Annotated in this window: 17 protein-coding genes and 1 pseudogene; 7 read left to right on the top strand and 11 right to left on the bottom strand. The window is 70.9% G+C overall.

Annotation, left to right across the window (positions count from 1 at the left end):
- Window positions 1–70: 70 nt before the first annotated feature.
- Entirely contained in the window at window positions 71–964 is an 894-nt protein-coding gene (locus HNR28_RS07745) for an EamA family transporter (RefSeq protein ID WP_184142703.1), read from the bottom strand.
- An 85-nt stretch (window positions 965–1,049) separates the two neighbouring features.
- Between HNR28_RS07745 and HNR28_RS07740 the strand changes: the two genes are divergently transcribed.
- The gene (locus tag HNR28_RS07740) at window positions 1,050–1,508 is read left to right on the top strand and encodes a PaaI family thioesterase (RefSeq protein ID WP_151025416.1); all 459 of its coding nucleotides are present in this window, start codon (window positions 1,050–1,052) and stop codon (window positions 1,506–1,508) included.
- Complete coding sequence (locus tag HNR28_RS07735) at window positions 1,505–2,500, top strand: LLM class flavin-dependent oxidoreductase (RefSeq protein WP_151025415.1); 996 nt, start codon at window positions 1,505–1,507, stop codon at window positions 2,498–2,500. Before HNR28_RS07740 ends, HNR28_RS07735 begins: the two co-directional genes overlap by 4 nt.
- A 108-nt stretch (window positions 2,501–2,608) precedes the next feature.
- On the opposite strand, the gene nadE is transcribed toward HNR28_RS07735, so the two are convergent.
- From nadE to HNR28_RS07720, 3 genes are all read right to left on the bottom strand, one after another.
- Entirely contained in the window at window positions 2,609–3,436 is an 828-nt protein-coding gene (gene nadE / locus HNR28_RS07730) for an ammonia-dependent NAD(+) synthetase (RefSeq protein ID WP_151025414.1), read from the bottom strand.
- Between the two features lie 151 nt (window positions 3,437–3,587).
- Window positions 3,588–5,276 (bottom strand): dihydroxy-acid dehydratase, encoded by a 1,689-nt coding sequence (ilvD, locus tag HNR28_RS07725; RefSeq protein WP_151025413.1) that lies wholly within the window; start codon window positions 5,274–5,276, stop codon window positions 3,588–3,590.
- Between the two features lie 126 nt (window positions 5,277–5,402).
- Window positions 5,403–6,107 (bottom strand): Crp/Fnr family transcriptional regulator, encoded by a 705-nt coding sequence (locus tag HNR28_RS07720; protein WP_151025412.1) that lies wholly within the window; start codon window positions 6,105–6,107, stop codon window positions 5,403–5,405.
- Between the two features lie 58 nt (window positions 6,108–6,165).
- Between HNR28_RS07720 and HNR28_RS07715 the strand changes: the two genes are divergently transcribed.
- Genes HNR28_RS07715 through HNR28_RS07700 form a run of 4 tightly spaced genes read left to right on the top strand, consistent with a single transcriptional unit; the run spans window position 6,166 to window position 10,771 of the window.
- A complete protein-coding gene (locus HNR28_RS07715) occupies window positions 6,166–7,161 on the top strand; it encodes an ABC transporter substrate-binding protein (protein WP_221291630.1) in 996 nt (331 codons plus the stop codon).
- Window positions 7,158–7,934 (top strand): ABC transporter permease, encoded by a 777-nt coding sequence (locus HNR28_RS07710; protein ID WP_151025411.1) that lies wholly within the window; start codon window positions 7,158–7,160, stop codon window positions 7,932–7,934. Before HNR28_RS07715 ends, HNR28_RS07710 begins: the two co-directional genes overlap by 4 nt.
- The gene (locus HNR28_RS07705; protein WP_184142700.1) at window positions 7,927–8,604 is read left to right on the top strand and encodes an ATP-binding cassette domain-containing protein; all 678 of its coding nucleotides are present in this window, start codon (window positions 7,927–7,929) and stop codon (window positions 8,602–8,604) included. Before HNR28_RS07710 ends, HNR28_RS07705 begins: the two co-directional genes overlap by 8 nt.
- Before the next feature lie 49 nt (window positions 8,605–8,653).
- Window positions 8,654–10,771, top strand: a complete 2,118-nt coding sequence (locus tag HNR28_RS07700) for a TonB-dependent receptor family protein (RefSeq protein ID WP_151024611.1) — start codon at window positions 8,654–8,656, stop codon at window positions 10,769–10,771.
- A 37-nt stretch (window positions 10,772–10,808) separates the two neighbouring features.
- Here HNR28_RS07700 and ilvD (HNR28_RS07695) read toward each other — a convergent pair whose 3' ends face one another.
- A complete protein-coding gene (gene ilvD / locus HNR28_RS07695) occupies window positions 10,809–12,665 on the bottom strand; it encodes a dihydroxy-acid dehydratase (RefSeq protein ID WP_151024612.1) in 1,857 nt (618 codons plus the stop codon).
- Between the two features lie 66 nt (window positions 12,666–12,731).
- Between ilvD (HNR28_RS07695) and ppc the strand changes: the two genes are divergently transcribed.
- Entirely contained in the window at window positions 12,732–15,635 is a 2,904-nt protein-coding gene (ppc, locus tag HNR28_RS07690) for a phosphoenolpyruvate carboxylase (protein WP_151024613.1), read from the top strand.
- 214 nt (window positions 15,636–15,849) lie between these two features.
- On the opposite strand, the gene HNR28_RS07685 is transcribed toward ppc, so the two are convergent.
- The 6 genes and pseudogenes from HNR28_RS07685 to HNR28_RS07660 all read right to left on the bottom strand — a co-directional run.
- Entirely contained in the window at window positions 15,850–16,761 is a 912-nt protein-coding gene (locus HNR28_RS07685; RefSeq protein ID WP_043680286.1) for an EamA family transporter, read from the bottom strand.
- Window positions 16,762–16,782: 21 nt separating this feature from the next.
- Window positions 16,783–18,066, bottom strand: coding sequence for a TRAP transporter large permease (locus HNR28_RS07680; protein WP_043680284.1), 1,284 nt, complete (start codon window positions 18,064–18,066; stop codon window positions 16,783–16,785).
- Window positions 18,057–18,506 carry a TRAP transporter small permease gene (locus HNR28_RS07675; protein WP_052356032.1) on the bottom strand — a complete coding sequence of 150 codons (450 nt, stop codon included), beginning with the start codon at window positions 18,504–18,506 and terminating at the stop codon, window positions 18,057–18,059. Before HNR28_RS07675 ends, HNR28_RS07680 begins: the two co-directional genes overlap by 10 nt.
- Window positions 18,507–18,639: 133 nt before the next feature.
- Window positions 18,640–19,626 (bottom strand): TRAP transporter substrate-binding protein, encoded by a 987-nt coding sequence (locus HNR28_RS07670; RefSeq protein ID WP_151024614.1) that lies wholly within the window; start codon window positions 19,624–19,626, stop codon window positions 18,640–18,642.
- Between the two features lie 106 nt (window positions 19,627–19,732).
- Complete coding sequence (locus tag HNR28_RS07665; protein WP_151024623.1) at window positions 19,733–20,650, bottom strand: SMP-30/gluconolactonase/LRE family protein; 918 nt, start codon at window positions 20,648–20,650, stop codon at window positions 19,733–19,735.
- 3 nt (window positions 20,651–20,653) lie between these two features.
- Window positions 20,654–21,475: pseudogene (locus tag HNR28_RS07660) on the bottom strand (NAD-dependent epimerase/dehydratase family protein); the annotation flags it as partial.

The raw sequence follows: 21,475 nt of genomic DNA, 5'->3' as shown, positions 1-21,475 counted from the left end.
CGCGGGAGGGTGAAAGGGAAAGCGCTTCAGTAACCGGATCGTACCGCGAGTTCCATCGATCCCGGTCCGCCTAGCGCCGTGCCCGCACCACCCCGACGCTGGCGGCGACCACCAGGCCGGTGCCCAGCATCTGGCCCGCGCTCATGCCCTGGCTCAGGAAGATCCAGCCGGCCGTCGCGCCCACGGCCGGCTCCAGGCTCATCAGCACGCCGAACGTGGCGGCCGGCATGCGTCGCAGGGCGGTGATCTCCAGGATGTAGGGCACCAGCGGCACCAGCACCGCCAGGCCCGCCGTGAAGGCGAGCTGCTCCCAGGGAAAGCGGATCGTGCCGGCCTCGCCCGCCGCGAAGGGCAGGGACAGCAGCGCCGCGACCGCCAGCGAGACGGTCAGCCCCTGCAGGCCGGGAAACGCGGGGCCGATCCTCTTCATCATGACGATGTAGACGCCCCAGCCGGCCGCCGCCAGCAGGGCGTAGGCGATGCCGGCCGGATCGGCGCCGCCGGCCGCGTGGGCGTCGCCCGACACCAGCAGCCCGATCCCGGCGGCCGCCAGCAGCGGCCAGGCCAGGGCGCGCCAGCCGCGCGCGCCCAGCGCCGCCACCGCCAGCGGCCCGCAGAACTCCAGCGCCACGGTCAGGTGCTGGGGCAGGCGCTCGATCGCCAGGAAGAAGGCCAGGGACATGACGGCCATGGCCGTCCCCAGCACCAGGGCCGCCCGCCACTGGGCGGCGCCGTAGCGGTGCAGCGGCGGGCGCACGAACAGCAGCAGCGCCAGCGCGGCCCAGCACAGGCGCAGGCCGGAAGTGGACAGCGCGCCGTAGTCGTGGATCACCGGCACGGCCAGCGACACGCCGGTCTGCACGCTGACCATGGCGGCCACGGCCAGGCCGACCGCCAGGCCGATGCCCGGCCCGGGCCGCCCGGACGCGCGGCCGCGCGCGCGGGCCGGGTCGTATTGGGACATGGGGGAAAATGGCTTATCGTAGGACACTGCGGGGATTGCTTCCGATCTCTGGATTCTTGCGATTGACGACTATACAGGACCGCTCATGACGCCACAGAACGCCGCGCCCGACACGCCCGACTCCGCCGCCCTGCACGCCCGCATCCGGGACAGCTTCGACCGCTCCGGCCTGATGCGCCAGCTGGGCGCGCGCCTGGGCGACGTCGCCCCGGGCCGGGTCCACATCCACCTGCCCTACGGCCCCGACCTGACCCAGCACCTGGGCTATTTCCACGCCGGCGCGACGGCCGCGATCGCCGACGCCGCCGGCGGCTTCGCCGCCATGACGCGCGCGCCGCTGGGCCACACGGTGCTGTCGGTCGAATTCAAGATCAACCTGCTGGCCCCCGCGCAGGGCGAATCCCTGGAGGCCGTCGGCCGGGTCGTCCGCGCGGGCCGCACGCTGACCATCGCCCAGATCGACGTCTACGCCCTGAGCGCGGGCGAGAAGACGCCGGTGGCGCTGATGCAGCAAACCCTCATCAATCTGCCGGAACCCGCATGAGGCGCACTTCGATCCCGTTCTCGGTCCTGGACCTGGCCCCCATCGCCGAAGGCGGCGGCGCGGCCGAATCCTACGCCCACACCGCCGACCTCGCCCGCCACGCCGAATCCCTGGGCTACCGGCGCTACTGGATGGCGGAACACCACGGCATGCCCGGCATCGCCAGCGCGGCCACCGCCGTGCTGATCGGCCACGTCGCGGCGGCCACCGCGCGCATCCGCGTGGGCGCGGGCGGCATCATGCTGCCCAACCATTCGCCGCTGGTGATCGCCGAGCAGTTCGGCACGCTGGAAACCCTGTATCCCGGCCGCATCGACCTGGGCCTGGGGCGGGCGCCCGGGTCGGACCAGGCCACCGCGCGGGCGCTGCGCCGCACGCTGGATTCGGATCCCGACGCCTTCCCGCGCGACGTGGCCGAGCTGATGGACTATTTCGAGGGCCGCGGGCCGGTGCGCGCCGTGCCCGGCGCGGGCTGCAGGGTGCCGGTCTGGATCCTGGGGTCCAGCCTGTTCGGCGCGCAGCTGGCCGCCCTGATGGGCCTGCCCTACGCCTTCGCCTCGCATTTCGCGCCGGCGCAGATGATGGACGCCATCGCCCTGTACCGGCGCCATTTCCGGCCCTCGCGCCACCTGGACCGGCCCTACGTGATGCTGGGCTTCAATGTGTTCGCCGCCGACACGGACGATCAGGCGCGCTTCCTGGCGACCTCCTGGCAGCAGTCCTTCGTCAACCTGCGCACCGGCCGGCCGGGGCTGCTGCCGCGCCCCGTCGAGGGCTACCTGGAATCCCTGCCGCCGCCCGCCCGGGCGCTGCTGGACCAGATCCTGGCCTGCGCCGCCATCGGTTCGCCGGACACCGTCGCCGCGCAGATCGGCGCCTTCGTGGCGCGCACCGGGGCCGACGAGCTGATGATCACCTGCAACATGCACGACCACGCGGCCCGCCTGCGGTCCTACGAGATCACGGCCGGGGCGATGGCCGCGGCCGCCTGAACGGCCGCCTGAGCGGCCGCCGGGCCGGCCGCGTCCAGCCTCAGGCCGGCCGCCCCGCTTCGCCGGCCGCCCCGCGGGACGCCCGAGCGGGATCCCGGGGCCGGGATCTCAGGGGGCGATGGGCAGGGCGCGCTTGTGGGCGCTGCGCCGCCAGGTGGACACGATGATGTCGAAGGCTTCCGGCGCGACGTCCCGGCCTTCCAGGAAATCGTCGATCTGCTCGTAGCTGACGCCGAAGGCCTCTTCGTCGGGCTTGAGCGGCTTGAGCAGTTCCAGGTCGGCCGTGGGGACCTTGAACACCAGCGCATGGGGAGCGCCCATGGCGGCGGCCAGCGCCCGCACGCGGCGCTTGTTCAGCCCCGCCAGCGGCGTGACATCGGCCGCGCCGTCGCCGAACTTGGTGAAGAAGCCCATCAGGGCCTCGGCGGCGTGGTCGGTGCCCACCACCAGCCCGCCGCGCGCCCCGGCCACGGCGTACTGCGCGATCATGCGCTGGCGGGCCTTGATGTTGCCGTGCAGGAAATCCTGCTGGGCGGCGTCGCGGAAGGCCAGGCCGGAAGCCCGCACCGAATCCAGCATCGCGTCCGAGGCCGGGCGCACGTCCACGGCCAGGGTCTCGTCGGGCCGGATCACCGCCAGGCCCGCCTGGGCGTCGGCCTCGTCGAGCTGGACGCCATAGGGCAGCCGCATGGCCACGAAGCGGGCGTCTCCGCCCTGCGCGCGCACCCGTTCCACGGCCCGCTGCGCCAGGCAGCCCGCCGTCAGGGAATCGACCCCGCCGCTGATGCCCAGCACCAGGGCGCGGGCGCCGGTGGCGCGCAGCAGTTCGGCCAGGAATTCCACCCGCCGCTCGACCTCGGCCTGGGCGTCGAAGGTGTCCGCCACGCCCAGGGCGAGGCGGATGTGCAGTTGCAGGGCGCGTTGCTCGTCATTCATGCGGCGGTCCTTGAAATTCGACGGTCTTCGATCCGGCGGTTCTTGGCGATCCTCTATCCGGCGGTTCTTGGCGATCCTCGATCCGGCGGTTCCGGATCCAACGGTCTTCCATTCAGCGCATCCTCGGCGGTTCTCTCCGGCGGTTCTCGTTTCAGCGATCCTCGAAGCGGTCCAGCACCGCGCCGGTGCTGGCGTCGGAACAGTTGAAGGCGAACTTGGCCTGCACCCCGCGCGTGTAGCGCGGCGCGGGCGGCGTCCACGCGGCGCGCCGGGCGGCCAGGACGTCGTCGGGCACGTTCAGCTGCAGCAGCTGGCGGTGGGCGTCGATGGTGATGGAATCGCCTTCCTCGACCAGCGCGATGGTGCCGCCCACGGCGGCCTCGGGCGCGACGTGGCCCACGACCATGCCCCAGGTGCCGCCCGAAAAGCGGCCGTCGGTGATCAGGCCCACCGAATCGCCCAGGCCTTCGCCCACCAGGGCGCTGGTCGGCGCGAGCATTTCCGGCATGCCCGGGCCGCCCTTGGGCCCCAGGTAGCGCAGCACCATCACGTCGCCCGCATGAATCGTGCCGGCCAGGATGGCGTCCATGGCGGAGGGCTCGTCGTCGAACACCCGCGCCGGGCCGGTGATCGCCGGATTCTTCAGGCCGGTGATCTTGGCCACGGCGCCGAGTTCCGCCAGATTGCCCTTGAGGATGGCCAGGTGGCCTTCGGGGTACAGGGCCTGGTCCAGCGGACGGATCACGTCCTGGTCGGCGCGCGGCGCGTCGGGCACGCCGGCCAGGGTCTCGGCGATGGTCTTGCCGGTGATGGTGATGCAGTCGCCGTGCAGCAGGCCGGCGTTCAGCAGCAGCTTCATGACCTGCGGGACGCCGCCCGCCTGGTGGAAATCCACCACCAGGTACTTGCCGCTGGGCTTCAGGTCGCAGATGACCGGCACGCGGCGGCGCACGCGCTCGAAGTCGTCGATGGTCCATTCGACCCCGGCGGCGTGCGCGATCGCCAGGATGTGCAGCACCGCATTGGTCGAGCCGCCGGTGGCCATGATGACGGCCACGGCGTTCTCGATGGACTCGCGCGTGACGATGTCGCGCGGTTTCAGGTCGAGCTCGACGGCCTTGAGCAGCACGCGGGCCGATTCGGCGGCGGAATCGATCTTTTCCTGGTGCACGTTGGCCATGGTGGAAGAATACGGCAGGCTCATGCCCAGGACCTCGAAGGCCGAGCTCATGGTGTTGGCCGTGTACATGCCGCCACAGGAGCCGCTGCAGGGGATGGCGTGGGTCTCGATGTTGTGCAGCTCGACTTCGGACATGCGCCCGGCCGCGTGCTCGCCCACGGCCTCGAAGACGCTAACGATGTTCAGGTCCTGGCCGCAGTAGCTGCCCGGCAGGATGGTGCCGCCGTAGACGTAGATGGACGGCACGTTGGCGCGCAGCATGCCCATCATGCCGCCGGGCATGTTCTTGTCGCAGCCGCCGATCACCAGTACGCCGTCCATCCACTGGCCCTGGACGCAGGTCTCCACGCAGTCGGCGATGACTTCGCGCGACACCAGGGAATATTTCATGCCTTCCGTGCCCATGGCCATGCCGTCGGAGATCGTCGGGGTGCCGAACATCTGGGGATTGCCGCCCGCTTCCTTGATGGCGGCGGCGGCCGCGTCGGCCAGCGGCTGCAGGCCGCTGTTGCACGGCGTGATGGTGCTCTGGCCGTTGGCGATGCCGATCATGGGCTTGTCGAAATCGGCCTCCGTGTAGCCGAGCGCGTAATACATCGATCGGTTCGGCGCCCGGGCGACGCCCTGGGTGATGTTCGAGGAACGCAGCGGTTTGGCCATGGCGGGATCCTTTCGGGAAGTCGGTGGGGAATCTTTCAGTTTAAGACTTCTCCGCGCCGGCGGGCCGGACACGCGCACGTCGAATGCGGGTATTGGGGCGCGCCGGGCGCGGATCGGCCCGCGCGGTCAAAAGCTGCGCCGGGCGGGCTGCGCCAGATCGTCGAGGAAGGCCGGATCGAGCAGGACCCAGTCCCGGCGCGCGCCGGCGATGCGGCCCTGCGCCACCCAGTCGGCCAGCAGCCGGCTCAGGGTCTCGGCGCGCACCCCCAGGTGCGCCGCGAGCTGGCGCTGGGTCAGGGGCAGGCGCACGGACGATCCCTCGCCCGGCCGCAGGCGCAGCAGGTAGTCGGCCAGGCGCTGCGCGGCCGTGCTGTCGCTGAACCATTCCACCTCGTTGACCCGCTGGTAGACCCGGTCGCTCAGGCGCGCCAGCAGCCGCATGGCCAGGTCGGGCCAGGCGCGGCAGGCCGCCTGCAGGCCGGCCCGCTTCAGGCACAGCGCGATCGCGTCGCCATGCGCCCGGGCGTGCATCGGGTAGCGGCCGTGGGTCATGAACATGGCCGTCTCCGCCAGCAGCTGGCCGGCGCGGAAGATGTGGAACACGCGCTCCTGGCCGTCCTGGGTGTGGCGCAGCACCTCGATGCCCCCGCTCAGGACGTACAGGTATTCGACGGCGTCCTCGCCTTCCCGGAACAGCAGGTCGCCGTCCTCGACGTGCAGGATCGCGGCGTCGCGCAGCAGCAGGCGCACCACCTCCGGCGGCGCGTCCCGGAACAGCGGATGCCCTAGCACCCGGGCGGGAGAATCCTCGGTCGGATTGACTTTTGTCATTTGCGTTGAGCGATTCGGAATGCGACGATGCGAGATTGATAATAATTCGCATTCAGTTATGTGGGAATCCCTTCGAGCATCATACCGCCTGGCGCGGCTGGGCCTGCTGGCCGTCCTGCTGGGCATGGGCCTGTCGGTTTCGGCCGCGCCGCGCGAGCGCCTGGTCCTGGCCGGCCCCACGGCGGCCGTCAGTTTTCCGCTCATCCACATGGTCGAGACCGGCGCCCTGGCGGACTGGGCCGGCACCGTGGAATTCCGCCACTGGAAAAGCCCCGACCAGTTGCGCGTGCTGCTCGCCAAGCAGAAAGTGGACTTCAGCGCCACGCCCGTGAACCTGCCCGCCATCATGGCCAACCGCGGCATGCCCGTGCGCCTGCTCAACGTCTCGGTCTGGGGGCTGCTGTGGTTCGTCAGCGCCGACCCGGACGTGCGCACGGTCGCCGACCTGGCCGGCAAGCCGCTGCTGACGACCTTCCAGCGCGACCTGCCCGCCCTGCTGCTGGAGCGCCTGCTGGACGCGCAGGGCCTGACCGGCGCGCGCGCGCCGGCCATCCGCTACGCGCGCGACGCCCAGGACGCCATCGCCCTGCTGCTCACCGGCGAGGCCCGCAGCGCCCTGCTGCCCGAGCCCTCGGTCTCGCTGCTGCTGGCGCAGAACGCCCGCCGGGGCGGCGCGGCGCTGCACCGCGTGCAGAGCCTGGAAGAGGCCTGGCGCGGCACCTTCCCGGCCCATCCCGACCTGCCCCAGGCCGGCATCATGGCCAACGCCGGCGTGGCCGGCGACCGCGCCCTGGGCGAGGCCTTCACGCGCGCCTACGACCGGTCGACGCGCTGGTGCAAGGCCGAGCCGGCCGAATGCGCCCGCCTGGTGCACAAGCACCTGGACTTCCTGCCGGTCGAGGCCATCGAAGCCTCGATCCGCGTCACCCGCCTGGAAAGCCGCGACGCGCGGGCCGTGCGGCCCGCCCTCGAAGCCCTCTACGGCCTCATCCTGCAGCACAACCCCGAAGCCGTCGGCGGCCGCCTGCCCGACACGGGGTTCTACGGGCCATGAGCGCGCCGGGCCGCCCCAAGCGCACCTCCCGGCTCTGGTCCGCGCTGGGCGTGGTCCTGATCTTCGCCGGCTGGGAGCTCGCCGCCCGCCTGATGGGGCCCATGCTGATGGCCACGCCGCTCGAAGCGCTGCGCTCGATCGGCGTGCTGGCGGGCGACCCGGGCTTCTGGGCGCACAGCCGCGACAGCCTGACGCGCATCGCCGTGGGCGTGGGCACGGGCTGCGGCATCGGCTTCGCGCTGGGCGTGCTCGCCGGCCACGACGCGCGCCTGCGCGGCCTGCTGGAGCCGCTGCGCTGGCTGCTGATGGCCATCCCGCCCGTGGTCGTGGTGGTGCTGGCCATGCTCTGGTTCGGCCTGGGCTCGGGCATGGTGATCTTCATCACCATCCTGATGATGGCGCCCGGCATGTACGTCAACACGGTCAAGGGCATGCGCATGATCGACGCCGGCCTGCTGGAAATGGGCCAGGTCTACCGCTTCGGCGCCTGGACGCGGCTGCGCCACATCTACCTGCCCGCGCTGGCCGCGCCCCTGACGGCGGCGCTGCTGATCGCCGCCTGCGGCGGCGTGCGGCTGGTGGTCATGGCCGAGGTGCTGGGCGCCGAAAGCGGCGTGGGCTACGCGCTGGCCAACGCGCGCAGCACCTTCGACAGCGGCCGGCTGTACGCCTGGGTGCTGCTGATCCTGGGCCTGGTGGCCCTGCTGGAATTCCTGCTGCTGCAGCCCATCCAGCGCCGCCTGACCCGCTGGCAGGAGCCCAGCCATGCTTGAGATGCGCGGCCTGCGCCTGGCCTTCGGGCCGCACGCCGTGCTCGACGGCATCGGCCTGGACGTGCGGCCCGGCGAGCGCATCGGCGTCATCGGCCCGAGCGGCGCGGGCAAGAGCACTCTGCTGCGCCTGGCGGCCGGCCTGCTGCGGCCGGACGAAGGCACCTGCCGCAACACCTTCCAGCGCACCCGCCTGGTATTCCAGGAGCCCCGCCTGCTGCCCTGGCGCAGCGTGGCCGACAACCTGGACATCGCCCTGCGCGCGGGCGGCGTCCCCGCCGGCGAGATCGCCGCGCGGCGCGAGCGCTGGCTCGCCCGCGTGGGCCTGGCCGGCGCGGCGCGCGCCTGGCCGGGCGAACTGTCCGGCGGCATGGCCCAGCGCGCCGCCCTGGCCCGCGCCCTGGCGCTGGAGCCGGACCTGCTGCTGCTCGACGAGCCCTTCAGCGCGCTGGACCCGGCGCTGCGCGCCGACCTGGGGCGGCTGTGCGCCGAACAGGCCCGCGCCACCGGCGCCGCCCTGGTCTGCATCAGCCACCAGCCCTGGGAGCTCGCCGGCCTGGTGGACCGCATCCTGCTCGTGGCCGACGGCCGGGTCCGGGAACAGGCCGCCCCCTTCGGCCGTCCCGACGAGCCCGCCGCCGGCGCCCCGCCGAGCCCGCCCGCCGGCCCATAGCCCGATTTCAAGACCCTTTCTCCACATCCCCTTCGACCGAGGACCCCCGATGAGCGCACCCTACGCCCACACCCCCCTGGCGCTGGCCCTGGCCCTGGCGGCTGCCGGCCTGACGCCGGCCCACGCCCAAGAAGTCAAGAGCCTCAACCCCATCACCGTCAGCGGCGACGCCCAGGCCACCCCCCTGAATCCCGGCGTCAAGGCCGAACGCGCCCGCCTGGACGGCGTGGCCGGCGGCACCAACCTGATCGAGCCGCAGAAGGAAACCCGCCTGGTCACGCTGAAGGACGCCCTGGACTACCAGCCCGGCCTGGTGGTGCAGGAATTCTTCGGCGGCCTGGACCAGCCGCGCCTGAACATCCGCGGCTCGGGCATCCAGAGCAATCCGGTGAACCGGGGCGTGATGCTGCTGCAGGACGGCCTGCCGCTGAACGAGGCCGACGGCTCCTTCGTGATCGGCTTCCTGGAGCCGCGCAACGCCCGCCTGATCAGCGCGCGCCGGGGCGCCAACGCCCTGTCGCCGGCCGCCACCACCCTGGGCGGCGAGCTGGACTTCCAGTCCCTGACCGGCACGGAAGGCGACGTGCTGCGCGTGGAAGGCGGCAGCTTCGGCCGCTTCGGCGCCCAGGCCGCCAAGGGATTGCGCAGCGACAACCTGGACGGCCGCCTGAGCGTCACCCACGACAAATACGACGGCTACCGCCACTACTCCGGCTCGGAGCGCACCAGCGTGCAGGGCAATTTCGGCATCCAGGGCGACGGCTTCGAGAACCGCACCTACCTGTCGTACACCGACCTGGACGTGGACATCCCGTTCGTCGTGACGCGCGAGCAGATGGAACACGATCCGCGCCAGACCAACGGCGAGGGGGTCAAGGTGAACCCGCCCTTCAACCAGATCGACATCGGCAAGCGCCAGCCGCACCGCACGTCGCGCCAGTTCCGCGCCGCCAACCGCACCTACTGGGGCACGGAGGCCCTGAACAACACCGTCGGCGTCTACGCGCAGAACATCGACGACGTCTTCCAGGACCCGCTGACGGCCACCGCGACCAAGGGCATGACCTACGGCGCGCAATGGCAGCTCGCGGGCAAGTTCCGCACCATCGACTACCGCGTCGCCCTGGACTGGTCGCGCAGCGACATGGACCGCGACCTGTACACCGTCAACAAGGAAACCGGCAGCCGCAAGACCCATTACGGCAACTACGACCTGCAGGCGGAAAACCGCAACGCCTTGCTCGGCTTCGCCTGGCACGTCGCGCCGCAGTGGACGGTCGTGGGCGATGCCAAGTTCACCCAGGCGATCCGCGACGCGCGCGACCGGTTCACCGGCAAATCGCTGGACCAGGACTGGAACTACGTCAGCCCGAAGCTGGGCCTGGTCTGGCAGCCGGTCGAGTCGCAGCGCTTCTTCGTGAACGTGAGCCGCAGCAACGAAGCGCCGACGTACTGGGAAATCATCGGCGGCGGCAGCCTGCCCAATCCCCTGAACGACGCGGTCGGCACCTCCGGCCTCAGCGAGCTGAAGCTGCAGCGCGCCGACACCGTCGAGATCGGCGGCGAGGGCCTGCTGGGCGCCGGCGCCTACGCGCCGCACTGGGCGCTGACGCTCTACCACAGCGACGTGAAGGACGAGCTGATGTCGGTGAGCACCGCCAACGGCACCGCGGCGGGCACCTACAACTACCGCGGCGGCACCCGCCACCAGGGGATCGAGCTGGGCCTGAACGGCAGCCTGCCCGCCTTCGGCGAGGGCGCGGCCTTCGACTACCGCGTCGCCTACACCTTCAGCGACTTCCGCTTCAAGGGCGGCGAGTACGCCGGCAACCGCATCGCCGGCGTGCCGCGCCACCTGGTCAGCGCCGAGGTCCTGTACCGCGTGGGCGGCCTGCGCTTCGGCCCGAACGTGCGCTGGATGCCGGCCGCCACGGAAACCAACCACGCCAACACGCCCGACACCCAGCAGGACAGCTACGCCCTGCTCGGCTTCAAGGTGGACTACCAGATCGACAAGCACTGGCAGGCCTACGTGCAGGGCGACAACCTGACCGACGAGACCTACGCCAGCGCCTTCGTCATCCGCAACACCGGCACGACCGCGATGCCCACCTTCCTGCCCGGCAACGGCCGCAGCGTGACGGCGGGCGTGAACTACAGGTTCTGATCCCCGTCCGGGGCCCGGAAACCGCCGCCAGGGCGCATCACTTCAGCTGCCCGACGTCGCGCACGGCGCCCCGGTCGGCCGAGGTCGCCAGCGCCGCGTAGGCCCGCAGCGCCTGGGACACTTCCCGCTGGCGGTCCACCGGCTTCCAGGCCTGCGCGCCGCGCGCCTCCATGGCGGCGCGGCGCGCCGCCAGGGCTTCCTCGCCGATCGCCAGGTGGATGCGGCGGTTGGGGATGTCGATCTCGATGGGGTCGCCGTCCTCGACCAGGGCGATGTTGCCGCCTTCGGCCGCCTCGGGCGAGGCGTGGCCGATCACCAGGCCCGACGAGCCGCCGGAAAAGCGGCCGTCCGTCAGCAGGGCCGCGCACTTGCCCAGGCCCATGGATTTCAGGTAGGACGTGGGGTAGAGCATTTCCTGCATGCCGGGGCCGCCCTTGGGGCCTTCGTAGCGGATGACGACCACGTCGCCGGCGCCGACCTCGCCGCCCAGGATGCCCGCGACCGAGGTTTCCTGGCTCTCGTAGACGCGCGCGCGGCCGGTGAAGGTGAGGATGCTTTCGTCCACCCCGGCCGTCTTGACGATGCAGCCGTTGGGCGCCAGGTTGCCGTACAGCACGGCCAGGCCGCCGTCCTGCGAATAGGCGTGCGCGCGGTCGCGGATGCAGCCGGATTCGCGGTCCAGGTCCAGGGTCTCGTAGTAGCGGTCCTGGCTGAACGCGGTCTGGGACGGCACGCCGCCGGGCGCCGCGCGGTAGAAGTCGGCCACGCCGGCGCCGTGCTCGCCGCGCACGTCCCAGCGGTGGATGGCCTCGCCCAGGGTGCCGGCGTGCACGTTGCCCACGTTCAGGTCCAGCAGGTCCGCGCGGGCGAGTTCCGCCAGGATGCCCATGATGCCGCCTGCGCGGTGCACGTCCTCGATGTGGTAGTCCGGCGTGGCCGGGGCGACCTTGCACAGGCAGGGCACGCGGCGCGAGATCCGGTCGATGTCGGCCATGGTGAAGGCCACGCCGGCCTCCTGGGCGGCGGCCAGCAGGTGCAGCACGGTGTTGGTGGAGCCGCCCATCGCCACGTCCAGCGTCATGGCGTTGCTGAAGGCCTCGAACGTCGCGATGCTGCGCGGCAGGACGGAGGCGTCGTCCTGCTCGTACCAGCGCTTGCACAGCTGCACGATCAGGCTACCCGCCAGCTCGAACAGCCCCTTGCGCCGGGCGTGCGTGGCCACCACCGTGCCGTTGCCCGGCAGCGACAGGCCCAGCGCCTCGGTCAGGCAGTTCATGGAATTGGCCGTGAACATGCCGGAACAGGATCCGCAGGTCGGGCAGGCGCTGCGCTCGACGGTCTCGGCCTGCTCGTCGGTGATATTGGGGTCGGCGGCCTCGATCATGGCGTCGACCAGGTCCAGCTTGCGCACCACGGTCTTGCCGTCCTTGGCGATGACCTTGCCGGCCTCCATCGGCCCGCCGGACACGAACACGGTGGGGATGTTCAGGCGCATGGCGGCCATCAGCATGCCCGGGGTGATCTTGTCGCAGTTGGAGATGCAGACCATGGCGTCGGCGCAATGCGCGTTGACCATGTATTCCACCGAATCGGCGATCAGTTCGCGCGAAGGCAGCGAATACAGCATGCCGCCGTGTCCCATGGCGATGCCGTCGTCCACCGCGATGGTGTTGAATTCCTTGGCCACGCCGCCGGCCGCTTCGATCTGGCGCGCGACCAGCTGGCCCATGTCCTTCAGGTGCACGTGGCCCGGCACGAACTGCGTGAAGGAGTTCACCACGGCGATGATGGGCTTGCTGAAGTCCGCATCCTTCATGCCGGTGGCGCGCCAGAGGGCGCGGGCGCCGGCCATGTTGCGGCCGTGGGTCGAGGTGCGGGAACGATAGTGCGGCATGGCGGCTGTCCTGGAAACGGAAGGGGCAAAAGCGCTTATGATAAACGGTTCCTCCCGCCTGGCACGATGGGGCGGGCAGGCAGCGCACGCCCTGATTCCGACGATGGAGACCCCGTGAAGCCCGCAACCCCGAACGAAGCCATTTCCCCCCTGCGACAGGACATCCGGATGCTGGGTCGGACGCTGGGGGAAGTCATCCGGGACTGCGAGGGGCGCGCCGTCTACGACGTGATCGAAAAACTGCGCCGCGCGGCGGTGAAGTTCCGCCGCGAGGGCCTGGACCGCGACGGCCGCATGCTGGAGCGCCAGATCCGCCGCCTGGCCGACGGCGAGGCCAATTCCGTGGCGCGCGCCTTCAGCTACTTCCTGCACCTGTCCAACATCGCCGAGGACCGCGACCAGACCCGCCGCCAGCGCCGGCAGTGGCAGGCCGAAGGCCCCGCCGTCCCGGGCAGCCTGCGGCACGCCGTCGATCTGCTGCAGGCCGCCGGCCTGTCCGGCGCCCGCATCCGCCAGCACCTGGCCTCGGCCTGCATCGTGCCCGTGCTGACGGCGCACCCCACCGAAGTCCAGCGCAAGAGCACGCTGGACCTGCACCAGGCCATCGCCGGGCACCTGCGCCAGCTGGACACGCCGCACGCGCCGCTGGAAGCCGCCCGGCTGCGGGAACGCCTGGCCGGCCTGATCGCCGCCCTGTGGCAGACCCGCATGCTGCGCCAGAGCAAGCTCACCGTGCTCGACGAGATCGACAACGCCCTGTCCTACTACACCAGCACCTTCTTCAGCACCCTGCCCCAGCTCCACCTGGACATGGGCACGCTGCTGCGCAAGCCGGCGCGCACCGTGTTCGACGTGGACAACACGCCGCTGCCGCCCTTCGTCCACATGGGCAGCTGGATCGGCGGCGACCGCGACGGCAACCCGAACGTGGACGCCGGCACGCTGGAGCAGGCGCTGCTGCGCCAGTGCGCGCACGTGCTGCGCCACTACCTGACCGAAGTCCACGCCCTGGGCGCCGAGCTGTCCGTCTCGCAGTCCCTGATGCACGTCACCCCGGCCCTGGCCGAGCTGGCCGCCGCCAGCCGCGACCCCTCGCCCCACCGCCAGGACGAGCCCTACCGGCGCGCCTGCATCCACATCTATGCCCGGCTCGCCGCCACCGCGCAGGCCCTGACCGGCCGGCGCCTGGCCCGGCGCACCATCTACGACGCCCCGGCCTACGGCTCGGCCGCCGAACTCGCCGCGGACCTGCGCATCGTGGCCGAGTCGCTGGACGCGCACCACGGCGCCCTGGTCGCGCGGCTGCGCCTGACGCACCTGCGCCAGGCGGTCGAGATCTTCGGCCTGCACCTGGCCACGGTGGACCTGCGGCAGAGTTCCGACGTGCACGAGCGCGTGCTCGACGAGCTGATGCGCCACGCCCGCGTGACCCTGGACGGCAAGCCGGTGCGCTACGCCCGGCTGCCCGAGGCCGACCGCGTCCGCGTGCTGCGCCAGGAACTGCGCGAGCCGCGACCTCTGGTGTCGCCCTGGATCGAATATTCGGCCGAGACCACCAAGGAACTGGCCATCCTGCGCATGGCCGCCGACTGCCGCCGCCGCTTCGGCAAGGCCGCCCTGCGCCAGACCATCGTGTCCCATACCGAGACTCTCAGCGACCTGCTGGAAGTCCTGGTGCTGCAGCAGGAAACCGGCCTGATCGCGCCGACCGCGGCGAACGACGCCGAGCCCGACAGCGGGCTGATGGTGGTGCCGCTGTTCGAGACCATCCCCGACCTGGAGCGCGGGCCGGACATCATGGACGCCTGGCTGTCGCTGCCCGAGGTCGCCGCGCGCGTGCGCCACGCCCAGCACGGCATCCAGGAAGTCATGCTGGGCTATTCCGACAGCAACAAGGACGGCGGCTACCTGACCTCGAACTGGTCGCTCTACCAGGCCGAGCGGCGCCTGGTCGAAGTCTTCCGCAGGCACCGCACCCGCCTGCGCCTGTTCCACGGACGCGGCGGCTCCGTGGGCCGAGGCGGCGGCCCCAGCTACGATTCCATCCTGTCGCAGCCCCCGGGCACCGTGAACAACCAGATCCGCCTCACCGAACAGGGCGAGATCATCCAGGGCCGCTACAAGGACGCCGAGGTCGGGCGCTCGCACCTGGAGCTGTTCGTCGCCGCCACGCTGGAGGCCAGCCTGGCGTCCGGATCGCCGGCCAGCCGCGCCGAGGACGACCACGCCGCCCGCTACGGCGAGGCCATGGCCTGGATGTCGGAGACCGCCCGGCACGCCTACCGCGACCTGGTCTACGGCACGGAAGGCTTCACGGACTATTTCTTCGCTTCGACGCCGATCCGCGAGATCGCCGGCCTGAACATCGGCTCGCGCCCGTCCTCGCGCAAGGCCCTGCAGCGCATCGAGGACCTGCGCGCGATTCCCTGGTCGTTCTCCTGGGCCCAGTGCCGCCTGCCCCTGCCCGGCTGGTACGGCATGGGCACGGCGCTGCGGCGCTACCTGGCCGAGGGCGGCCCCGACCAGGCCCTGCCGCAAGAGGAACGCCTGCGGCGCCTGCAGGCCATGGCGCGCGACTGGCCGTTCTTCCGCACCCTGCTGTCCAACATGGAGCAGGTGCTGGCCAAGACCGACCTCGCCATCGGCCGCGCCTACGCCGAACTGGTGCCCGACAAGGCCCTGCGCAAGCGCATCTTCGAGCGCATCGCCGCCGAATACCAGGCCACGCTGGACGCCTTCCGCACCGTCACCGGCCACGACCTGCTGGCGCACGACGAGCCCCTGCGCAGCGCCCTGGCCGAGCGCTTCGCCTACATCGACCCGCTCAACCACCTGCAGGTCGAGCTGCTGCGCCGCGTGCGCTCCGGCCACGCCTCCGCGCGCCGCGCCGACGAGCAGGAATCGCGCGACCAGCGCGCGATCCACATGACCATCAACGGCATCGCCGCCGGGCTGAGGAATTCGGGATGAGGCCGGACACGAAATAGTCCCCGCGGACTATTTCGTGCCTGCCGAATCGGAGCGGCCTGCAGGCCGCGACGTGGGGGGATGTCCCAACCCCCGACGATCCGTGCCTGCCGAATCGGAGCCGCCTGCAGGCGGCGAGGTGGAGAGCTGCCCCAACCCCCGACGATCCGTGCCTGCCGAATCGGAGCGGCCTGCAGGCCGCGAGGTGGGAACCGCTTCAGTGCCGCCTCGAATACGCCAGCAGCACGATCCCGCCCAGCACCACCGCGCCGCCCAGCAGCTGCAGGCCGCCGAAGACCTGATCCAGCAGCAGCCAGCCGAACAGCAGGCTGGCCACGGGCTCGATGTTCATCACCGGCGCATTGCGCGCCATGTCCAGGCGCGGCACGAACACGAACAGGACCGTGAACGCCGTGGCGTACAGGACCGACAGCGTGGCCAGAGCGGCCCAGCCCTGCCCGCCGGACGGCGGGCTCATGCCCCCGGGCACCACGCCCGCCGCCCCGGCCGCCAGCATGCCGCAGAACACGATCAGGATGGTGTAGAGGCTGCGCACGGCACCCGGCAGGGACGACAGCCGGTGCTCGGTGATCCACAGTCCGCAGGCGAACGCGCAAGCCGCCATGAACGCGAAGCCGATGCCCGCCTGCCAGCCCGGCGCCGCGGGCCCCGCAGCCGACAGCCAGGCCGGCAGATCCAGCACCAGGATCAGGCCGCACAGGATCAGCCCCATCAGCAGGCTGGCGCGCCGCGTGGGCGGCGAGCCGCCGAGCGCCCAGGTCAGCAGGGCCAGCAGGATCGGAAAGGTGTTGCCGATCAGCAGCGCCAGGGCGACCGGGATGCGGGCCACGGCGGAATACAGGCACAGGCTCTGCAGCGCGATCAGCACGCCGAGGACGAGCTGCCACCTGGCCTGGCCGCGCGCCAGGCGCAGGCGCGGCTGCTGCCACAGCACGAAGCCCGCCAGGACCAGCAGGGTCAGGCCGGAACGGCAGACGATGGCCAGCAGCAGGCCCGCCCGGTCGTCGAAGGCGAGGCGGGCCGCCACATGGTTCGCCGCGAACAGCGCACCCACGCAGAGCAGGATCGCCACGGCGGAACGGCGCGGCAGGACGGCGGAAGATGTCATGGGTCGGACTCCGGACGGGGATCAGGATAGCAGGTGCCCGGGCAGCCACAGGGAAAAGGCCGGCACGTAGGTGACCAGCGCCAGGGCCACCAGCAGGGCGCCGTAGAACGGCCAGATCGTGCGCATCACCGTGCCCACCGACACCTGCCCGATCGCGCAGCCGATGAACTGGGTGGTCCCCACCGGCGGCGTGTTCAGGCCCAGCGCGCAGTTCAGCAGCATCACGATCCCGAACTGGACCGGTCCCATGCCGTACTGCATGCAGATCGGCAGGAAGATCGGCGTGCAGATCAGAATCGTGGCGGCCATGTCCAGGAACGTGCCCAGCACGAACAGCGCGACGTTCACCATCAGGAAGATGGCCCAGGGGCTGTCCGAGACCGCGGCCATCAGCGCGCCGGTCTTTTCGGCGACGCCGTAGAAGCCGATCAGATAGCCGAAGGTCGCGGAGATCCCGATCAGAAGCAGCACCACGCCGGTCGTCTGGACGGCCTTGGCCGCCGCGGCGACGAACTGCCGCCAGCTCAGCGAACGGTAGACCAGCGCGGTCAGCAGCAGGGCGTACAGGGCCGCGACCGCCGCCGATTCCGTCGCGGTGAACACGCCGCTGAGGATGCCGGAAATGATCAGCACGATCACCAGCATGCCGGGCACGGCCGCCGCCAGCGAATGCAGCACCGCCGGCCAGCCCGGAAAGATGCCGGCCGGATAGCCGCGCCGCCGCGCGACCAGGTAGGCGGCGGCCAGATTGCATGCCGTCAGCAGGATCGCGGGCACCACGCCGGCGGCGATCAGCGCGGCGATGGAGACCTTGCCGCCGGCCGCCAGCGTGTAGATGATGATGTTGTGGCTGGTCGGCATCAGCGCGCCGACCAGCGCGGCGTGCGTGGTGACGTTGACGGCGTAGTCCGCGTGGTAGCCTTCGCGCTTCATCATCGGGATCATCACCGAACCCATGGCCGACACGTCGGCCACGGGCGAGCCCGACACGCCGCCGAACAGCGTGCAGGCCAGCACGTTGGACATGCCCAGGCCGCCGCGCACGTGGCCCACCACCGCCTTGGCGAAGGCGACGATGCGGTCGGCCACGCCGCCGTACAGCATCAGCTCGCCGGTGAAGATGAAGAACGGGATCGCCAGGAACGAAAAGGCGTTCATGCCCGAGGTCATCTGCTGGAACGCCACGGCGATCGGCAGGTCCTCGTAGACGATGGCCGTGACCGACGCCAGCCCGATCGAAAAGGCGACCGGCACGCCGATCACCAGGAAGGCCGTGAAGGCCAGGGAAAGAATGGTCAGCGCCATGAGGGTTCCACCTTCCTGTCGCGCAGGACTGCGACGATGTGTTCGACGGAAAAGATCATGATCAACCCGCCCGCGATCGTGGCGGGCATGTATTTCCAGCCCTCGGACACGCCCAGATTGGGAATCTTGTAGGCGTGCACGGACTCGGCCAGCACGGCGCAGTTCCAGGCCATCAGCAGGCCGAAGGCCAGCACCAGGGCATGGACCAGCAGCAGCAGGAAGCGGCGGCGGGCGGCGGGCACGAGCAGCAGCAGGGACTCGAAGCCGATGTGCGTCCCGTCGCGCACGCCGACGGCCGCGCCCATCATGGTCACGTACAGGACCAGCAGCAGCGAGAGGCTCTCAGCCCAGGTCGGCGTGTCGTTGAGCACGTGGCGGCCGAAGACCTGGAACGCGACCGCCGCCAGCAAGGCGATCATGCCCGCGACGCTGAGCATCATGCACAGCCGCGCCAGGCGGGCGCAGGCCCGGGTGTAGCCGTCCGACAGGCGGATCCACCAGCCCGCCGGGGCGGCGGCCGCGCCGCCGCCCGCCGCCATTGCGGCCAGGCTGGTTCCGGAGGCGCGCCGCACTTTATTTCACCGCCTGGATGCGCTTGACCAGATCGCGCATCTCGTCGGTCGTCACGAACCGGTCGTAGACCGGCTTCATCACGGCCTGGAACGACGCCTTGTCGGCCTCGACCACCTGGGCCCCCGCCTGCTGGACGATCGCCAGGGACTTGTCTTCGCGCTCGGCCCACAGCTTGCGCATGTAGGGCACGGACTCGCGGGCCGCGTCCTGGATGATCTTGCGGTCGGCCTCGGGCAGCTTGTCCCACTGGCGCTTGGAAAATAGCAGGATCTCGGGCGTCATGGTGTGCTCGGTCTTGGAGAAGAACTTCGCCACCTCGTAGTGGTGCCCGCTCTCGTAGCTGGGGTAGTTGTTCTCGGCGGCATCGATCAGGCCGGTCTTCAGCGAGGTATAGACCTCGCCCATGGGCATGGGCGTCGCGTTGGCGCCGATCGCCTCGATCATCGCCACCGACAGGTCGGACTGCTGCACCCGGATCTTCATGCCCTTGGCATCGGCCACGCTGCGGACCGGCTTGCCCCGGGAATACATGGACCGGGCGCCGCTGTCGTACCAGGCCAGGCCGACGAAGCCGGCCTGCTCGCACGACTTCAGGATCTGTTCGCCGATGCCGCTGTCGAGCACCTTGTGCAGGTGCTCCTTGGAAGTGAACAGGAACGGCAGGGACGGCACGCGGGTGACTTCGCAGATGTTGTGCATGGCCGCGCTGCTGACGCGGGCCATGGACAGCGCGCCCAGCTTGACCTGCTCGATCGAATCGCCTTCGCTGCCCAGCGCGCTGCCGGAGAACACCTTGACGGTGATGCGCCCGCCGCTGCGCTCCTTGATCAGCTCGCCCATCTTCTGGACGGCGAGCACCGTGGGATAGCCTTCCGGGTGGATGTCGGCGGAGCGCAGCTCCAGGGCCTGGGACAGCCCCGGGCCGGTGGACAGCAGCATGCCGGCGGCGATGGCCAGCGAGACGCGCTTCAGAGTTGAATAGGACATGTCTTCCTCTCTCCTGTCGAAGGATGGTTTTGTGTTTGGAACTTCAGGGGGTACCGCGGGTGCCGCAAAATCAAGGCGGCCCGTCAAGACGGGCCGCCAGGGTGAATCAGGGCGCGTAGGGGGATTCCTCGATTCCGCTCACCCCCGGCCGCAGGGCGAACACCGCGCCGTCCAGCGCATGCGGAGCCGCATCCGGCAGGCGGATCGAGGTCACGAACAGGGTATCCAGCCCGGCGCCGCCGAAGGCGCACATGGCGGGCTTGGCCACGGGCACGCGCAGGCTGCGGTCCAGCCGGCCGTCCGGGGTGTAGCGATGCACCAGCCCCGCGTCGTTGCCGCAGATCCAGTAGCATCCCTCGGCATCGATGGCGGCGCCGTCGGGCCGGCCGCCGGCCAGCGCTTCGATGAACACGCGGCGCCGGCCCGGCACGCCTTCGTCGGCGTCATAGTCGTAGGCCCACACGCACTGCCGCGACGGATGGGAATCCGACAGGTACATGGTGCGCCCGTCGGGGCTGAACGCCATGCCGTTGGGCACGATCAGATCCCCGGCCATCCGCTCCAGGCGCAGCCCGTCGCCGCGGCCGGTCATGCGGTACAGCGCGCCGACCGCGGCGGCCTGCGACATGTCCATCAGCATGGTGCCGACCCAGAAGCGTCCCTGGCGGTCGCAGCGGCCATCGTTGAAGCGCATGCTGGGCCGCGCATGATCGACGCCCGTCCAGCGCTCCGTCGCCAGGATCTGGCCCGCGCCCGGCGTCAGGCGATGGATGCCGTCCTCCATGGCGCCGATCCAGCCGCCTTCGGGCAGGCGGGCGATGCAGCCGAGCTGCTGATCGGCGCGCCAGCTGGCGTGCTGCTGGTCGCCGACACGCCAGCGGTGCAGCGCGCCCGCCTGGATGTCGACCCAGTACAGGGCCTGCTCGCCCGCATGCCAGACCGGGCTCTCGCCCGTCTGGTTGCGCAGGTGCAGGACCAGTTCGGCGTCTCCCGCCGAGCGGGTGGCCCGGCGCACGGGCGGCATGTTCTCGTAGGGTCCGGCGGCGGTGAACGCGCCGCCCTGGTAGACCTGGTCGGGATCGTCGGCCGGCGGTGCCGGCTGGCGCTCGATCTCGGCGCGGAAGGGCTCGGAACTGTCCTGCGGGACATAGCCCAGGATGGCGGCGCCGGAGTTGTCCCACCAACCGTCGCGGTTGTCCGAGGCGCCATAGACCACGGTGTGGCCCACGCCCGGAGTGAACAGGCCGCGCCGCACGAGATCCGTCAGGTCGCGGTAGCTGAGCCAGGTGTGCATCATCCGGCGATTGCGCGGCGCCGGAAAGGACGAGCCGATGCGCACGCTGACGGTCTCGATCCCGTAGCGGTCGTGATAGAAGGACGCCAGGTCCTCGCCGAAGGACTTGGACAGGCCGTAGTAGCCATCGGGACGGCGCGGCGACCGGCTGTCCAGGCGCACGCCCTGCCGGTGGAAGCCGATCACGTGGTTGGAACTGGCGAACACGATGCGGCGCGCCCCGTGCCGGCGCGCGGCCTCGTAGATGTGGTACGTGCCCCGTATGTTCGCCTCGATGATCTCCTCGAAGGGCCGCTCCACCGAGATCCCGCCCAGGTGCACGACCGCGTCGACGCCTTCCATGAGGGCGTCGACTGCGTCCTTGTCCGACAGATCGCAGGCCACGACCTCTTCATGGGGCCCCTCGGACGGCGCCATCGGGGCGATGTCGGACAGCCGCAGGACCCGCGCATGGGGCCGCAGCGTCTCGCGCAGCACCTTGCCCAGGCCGCCGGCGGCGCCGGTGAGGAGGATGCGGCCGTATGGCCGGGAAATGCCGGACTCTTCAGTCGCCAT

The organism is Castellaniella defragrans (genome assembly GCF_014203015.1).
Lineage (GTDB): Bacteria > Pseudomonadota > Gammaproteobacteria > Burkholderiales > Burkholderiaceae_B > Castellaniella > Castellaniella defragrans.
Note: the sequence above shows the minus strand (reverse complement) of the source record. Positions and strands in the feature narration are given on the sequence as shown.

Bases quoted from the DNA above. Each gene is read 5' to 3' on its own strand.
- HNR28_RS07745 (WP_184142703.1), bottom strand. From the start codon at position 964: ATGTCCCAATACGACCCGGCCCGCGCGCGCGGCCGCGCGTCCGGGCGG.
- HNR28_RS07700 (WP_151024611.1), top strand. From the start codon at position 8,654: ATGAGCGCACCCTACGCCCACACCCCCCTGGCGCTGGCCCTGGCCCTG.
- ilvD (WP_151024612.1), bottom strand. From the start codon at position 12,665: ATGCCGCACTATCGTTCCCGCACCTCGACCCACGGCCGCAACATGGCC.
- nadE (WP_151025414.1), bottom strand. From the start codon at position 3,436: ATGAATGACGAGCAACGCGCCCTGCAACTGCACATCCGCCTCGCCCTG.
- HNR28_RS07735 (WP_151025415.1), top strand. From the start codon at position 1,505: ATGAGGCGCACTTCGATCCCGTTCTCGGTCCTGGACCTGGCCCCCATC.
- HNR28_RS07720 (WP_151025412.1), bottom strand. From the start codon at position 6,107: ATGACAAAAGTCAATCCGACCGAGGATTCTCCCGCCCGGGTGCTAGGG.
- HNR28_RS07665 (WP_151024623.1), bottom strand. From the start codon at position 20,650: ATGCCGCCCGTGCGCCGGGCCACCCGCTCGGCGGGAGACGCCGAACTG.
- HNR28_RS07715 (WP_221291630.1), top strand. From the start codon at position 6,166: ATGTGGGAATCCCTTCGAGCATCATACCGCCTGGCGCGGCTGGGCCTG.
- HNR28_RS07705 (WP_184142700.1), top strand. From the start codon at position 7,927: ATGCTTGAGATGCGCGGCCTGCGCCTGGCCTTCGGGCCGCACGCCGTG.
- HNR28_RS07740 (WP_151025416.1), top strand. From the start codon at position 1,050: ATGACGCCACAGAACGCCGCGCCCGACACGCCCGACTCCGCCGCCCTG.
- HNR28_RS07680 (WP_043680284.1), bottom strand. From the start codon at position 18,066: ATGGCGCTGACCATTCTTTCCCTGGCCTTCACGGCCTTCCTGGTGATC.
- ppc (WP_151024613.1), top strand. From the start codon at position 12,732: ATGGGGCGGGCAGGCAGCGCACGCCCTGATTCCGACGATGGAGACCCC.
- HNR28_RS07710 (WP_151025411.1), top strand. From the start codon at position 7,158: ATGAGCGCGCCGGGCCGCCCCAAGCGCACCTCCCGGCTCTGGTCCGCG.
- HNR28_RS07675 (WP_052356032.1), bottom strand. From the start codon at position 18,506: ATGATGCTCAGCGTCGCGGGCATGATCGCCTTGCTGGCGGCGGTCGCG.
- HNR28_RS07685 (WP_043680286.1), bottom strand. From the start codon at position 16,761: ATGACATCTTCCGCCGTCCTGCCGCGCCGTTCCGCCGTGGCGATCCTG.
- ilvD (WP_151025413.1), bottom strand. From the start codon at position 5,276: ATGGCCAAACCGCTGCGTTCCTCGAACATCACCCAGGGCGTCGCCCGG.
- HNR28_RS07670 (WP_151024614.1), bottom strand. From the start codon at position 19,626: ATGTCCTATTCAACTCTGAAGCGCGTCTCGCTGGCCATCGCCGCCGGC.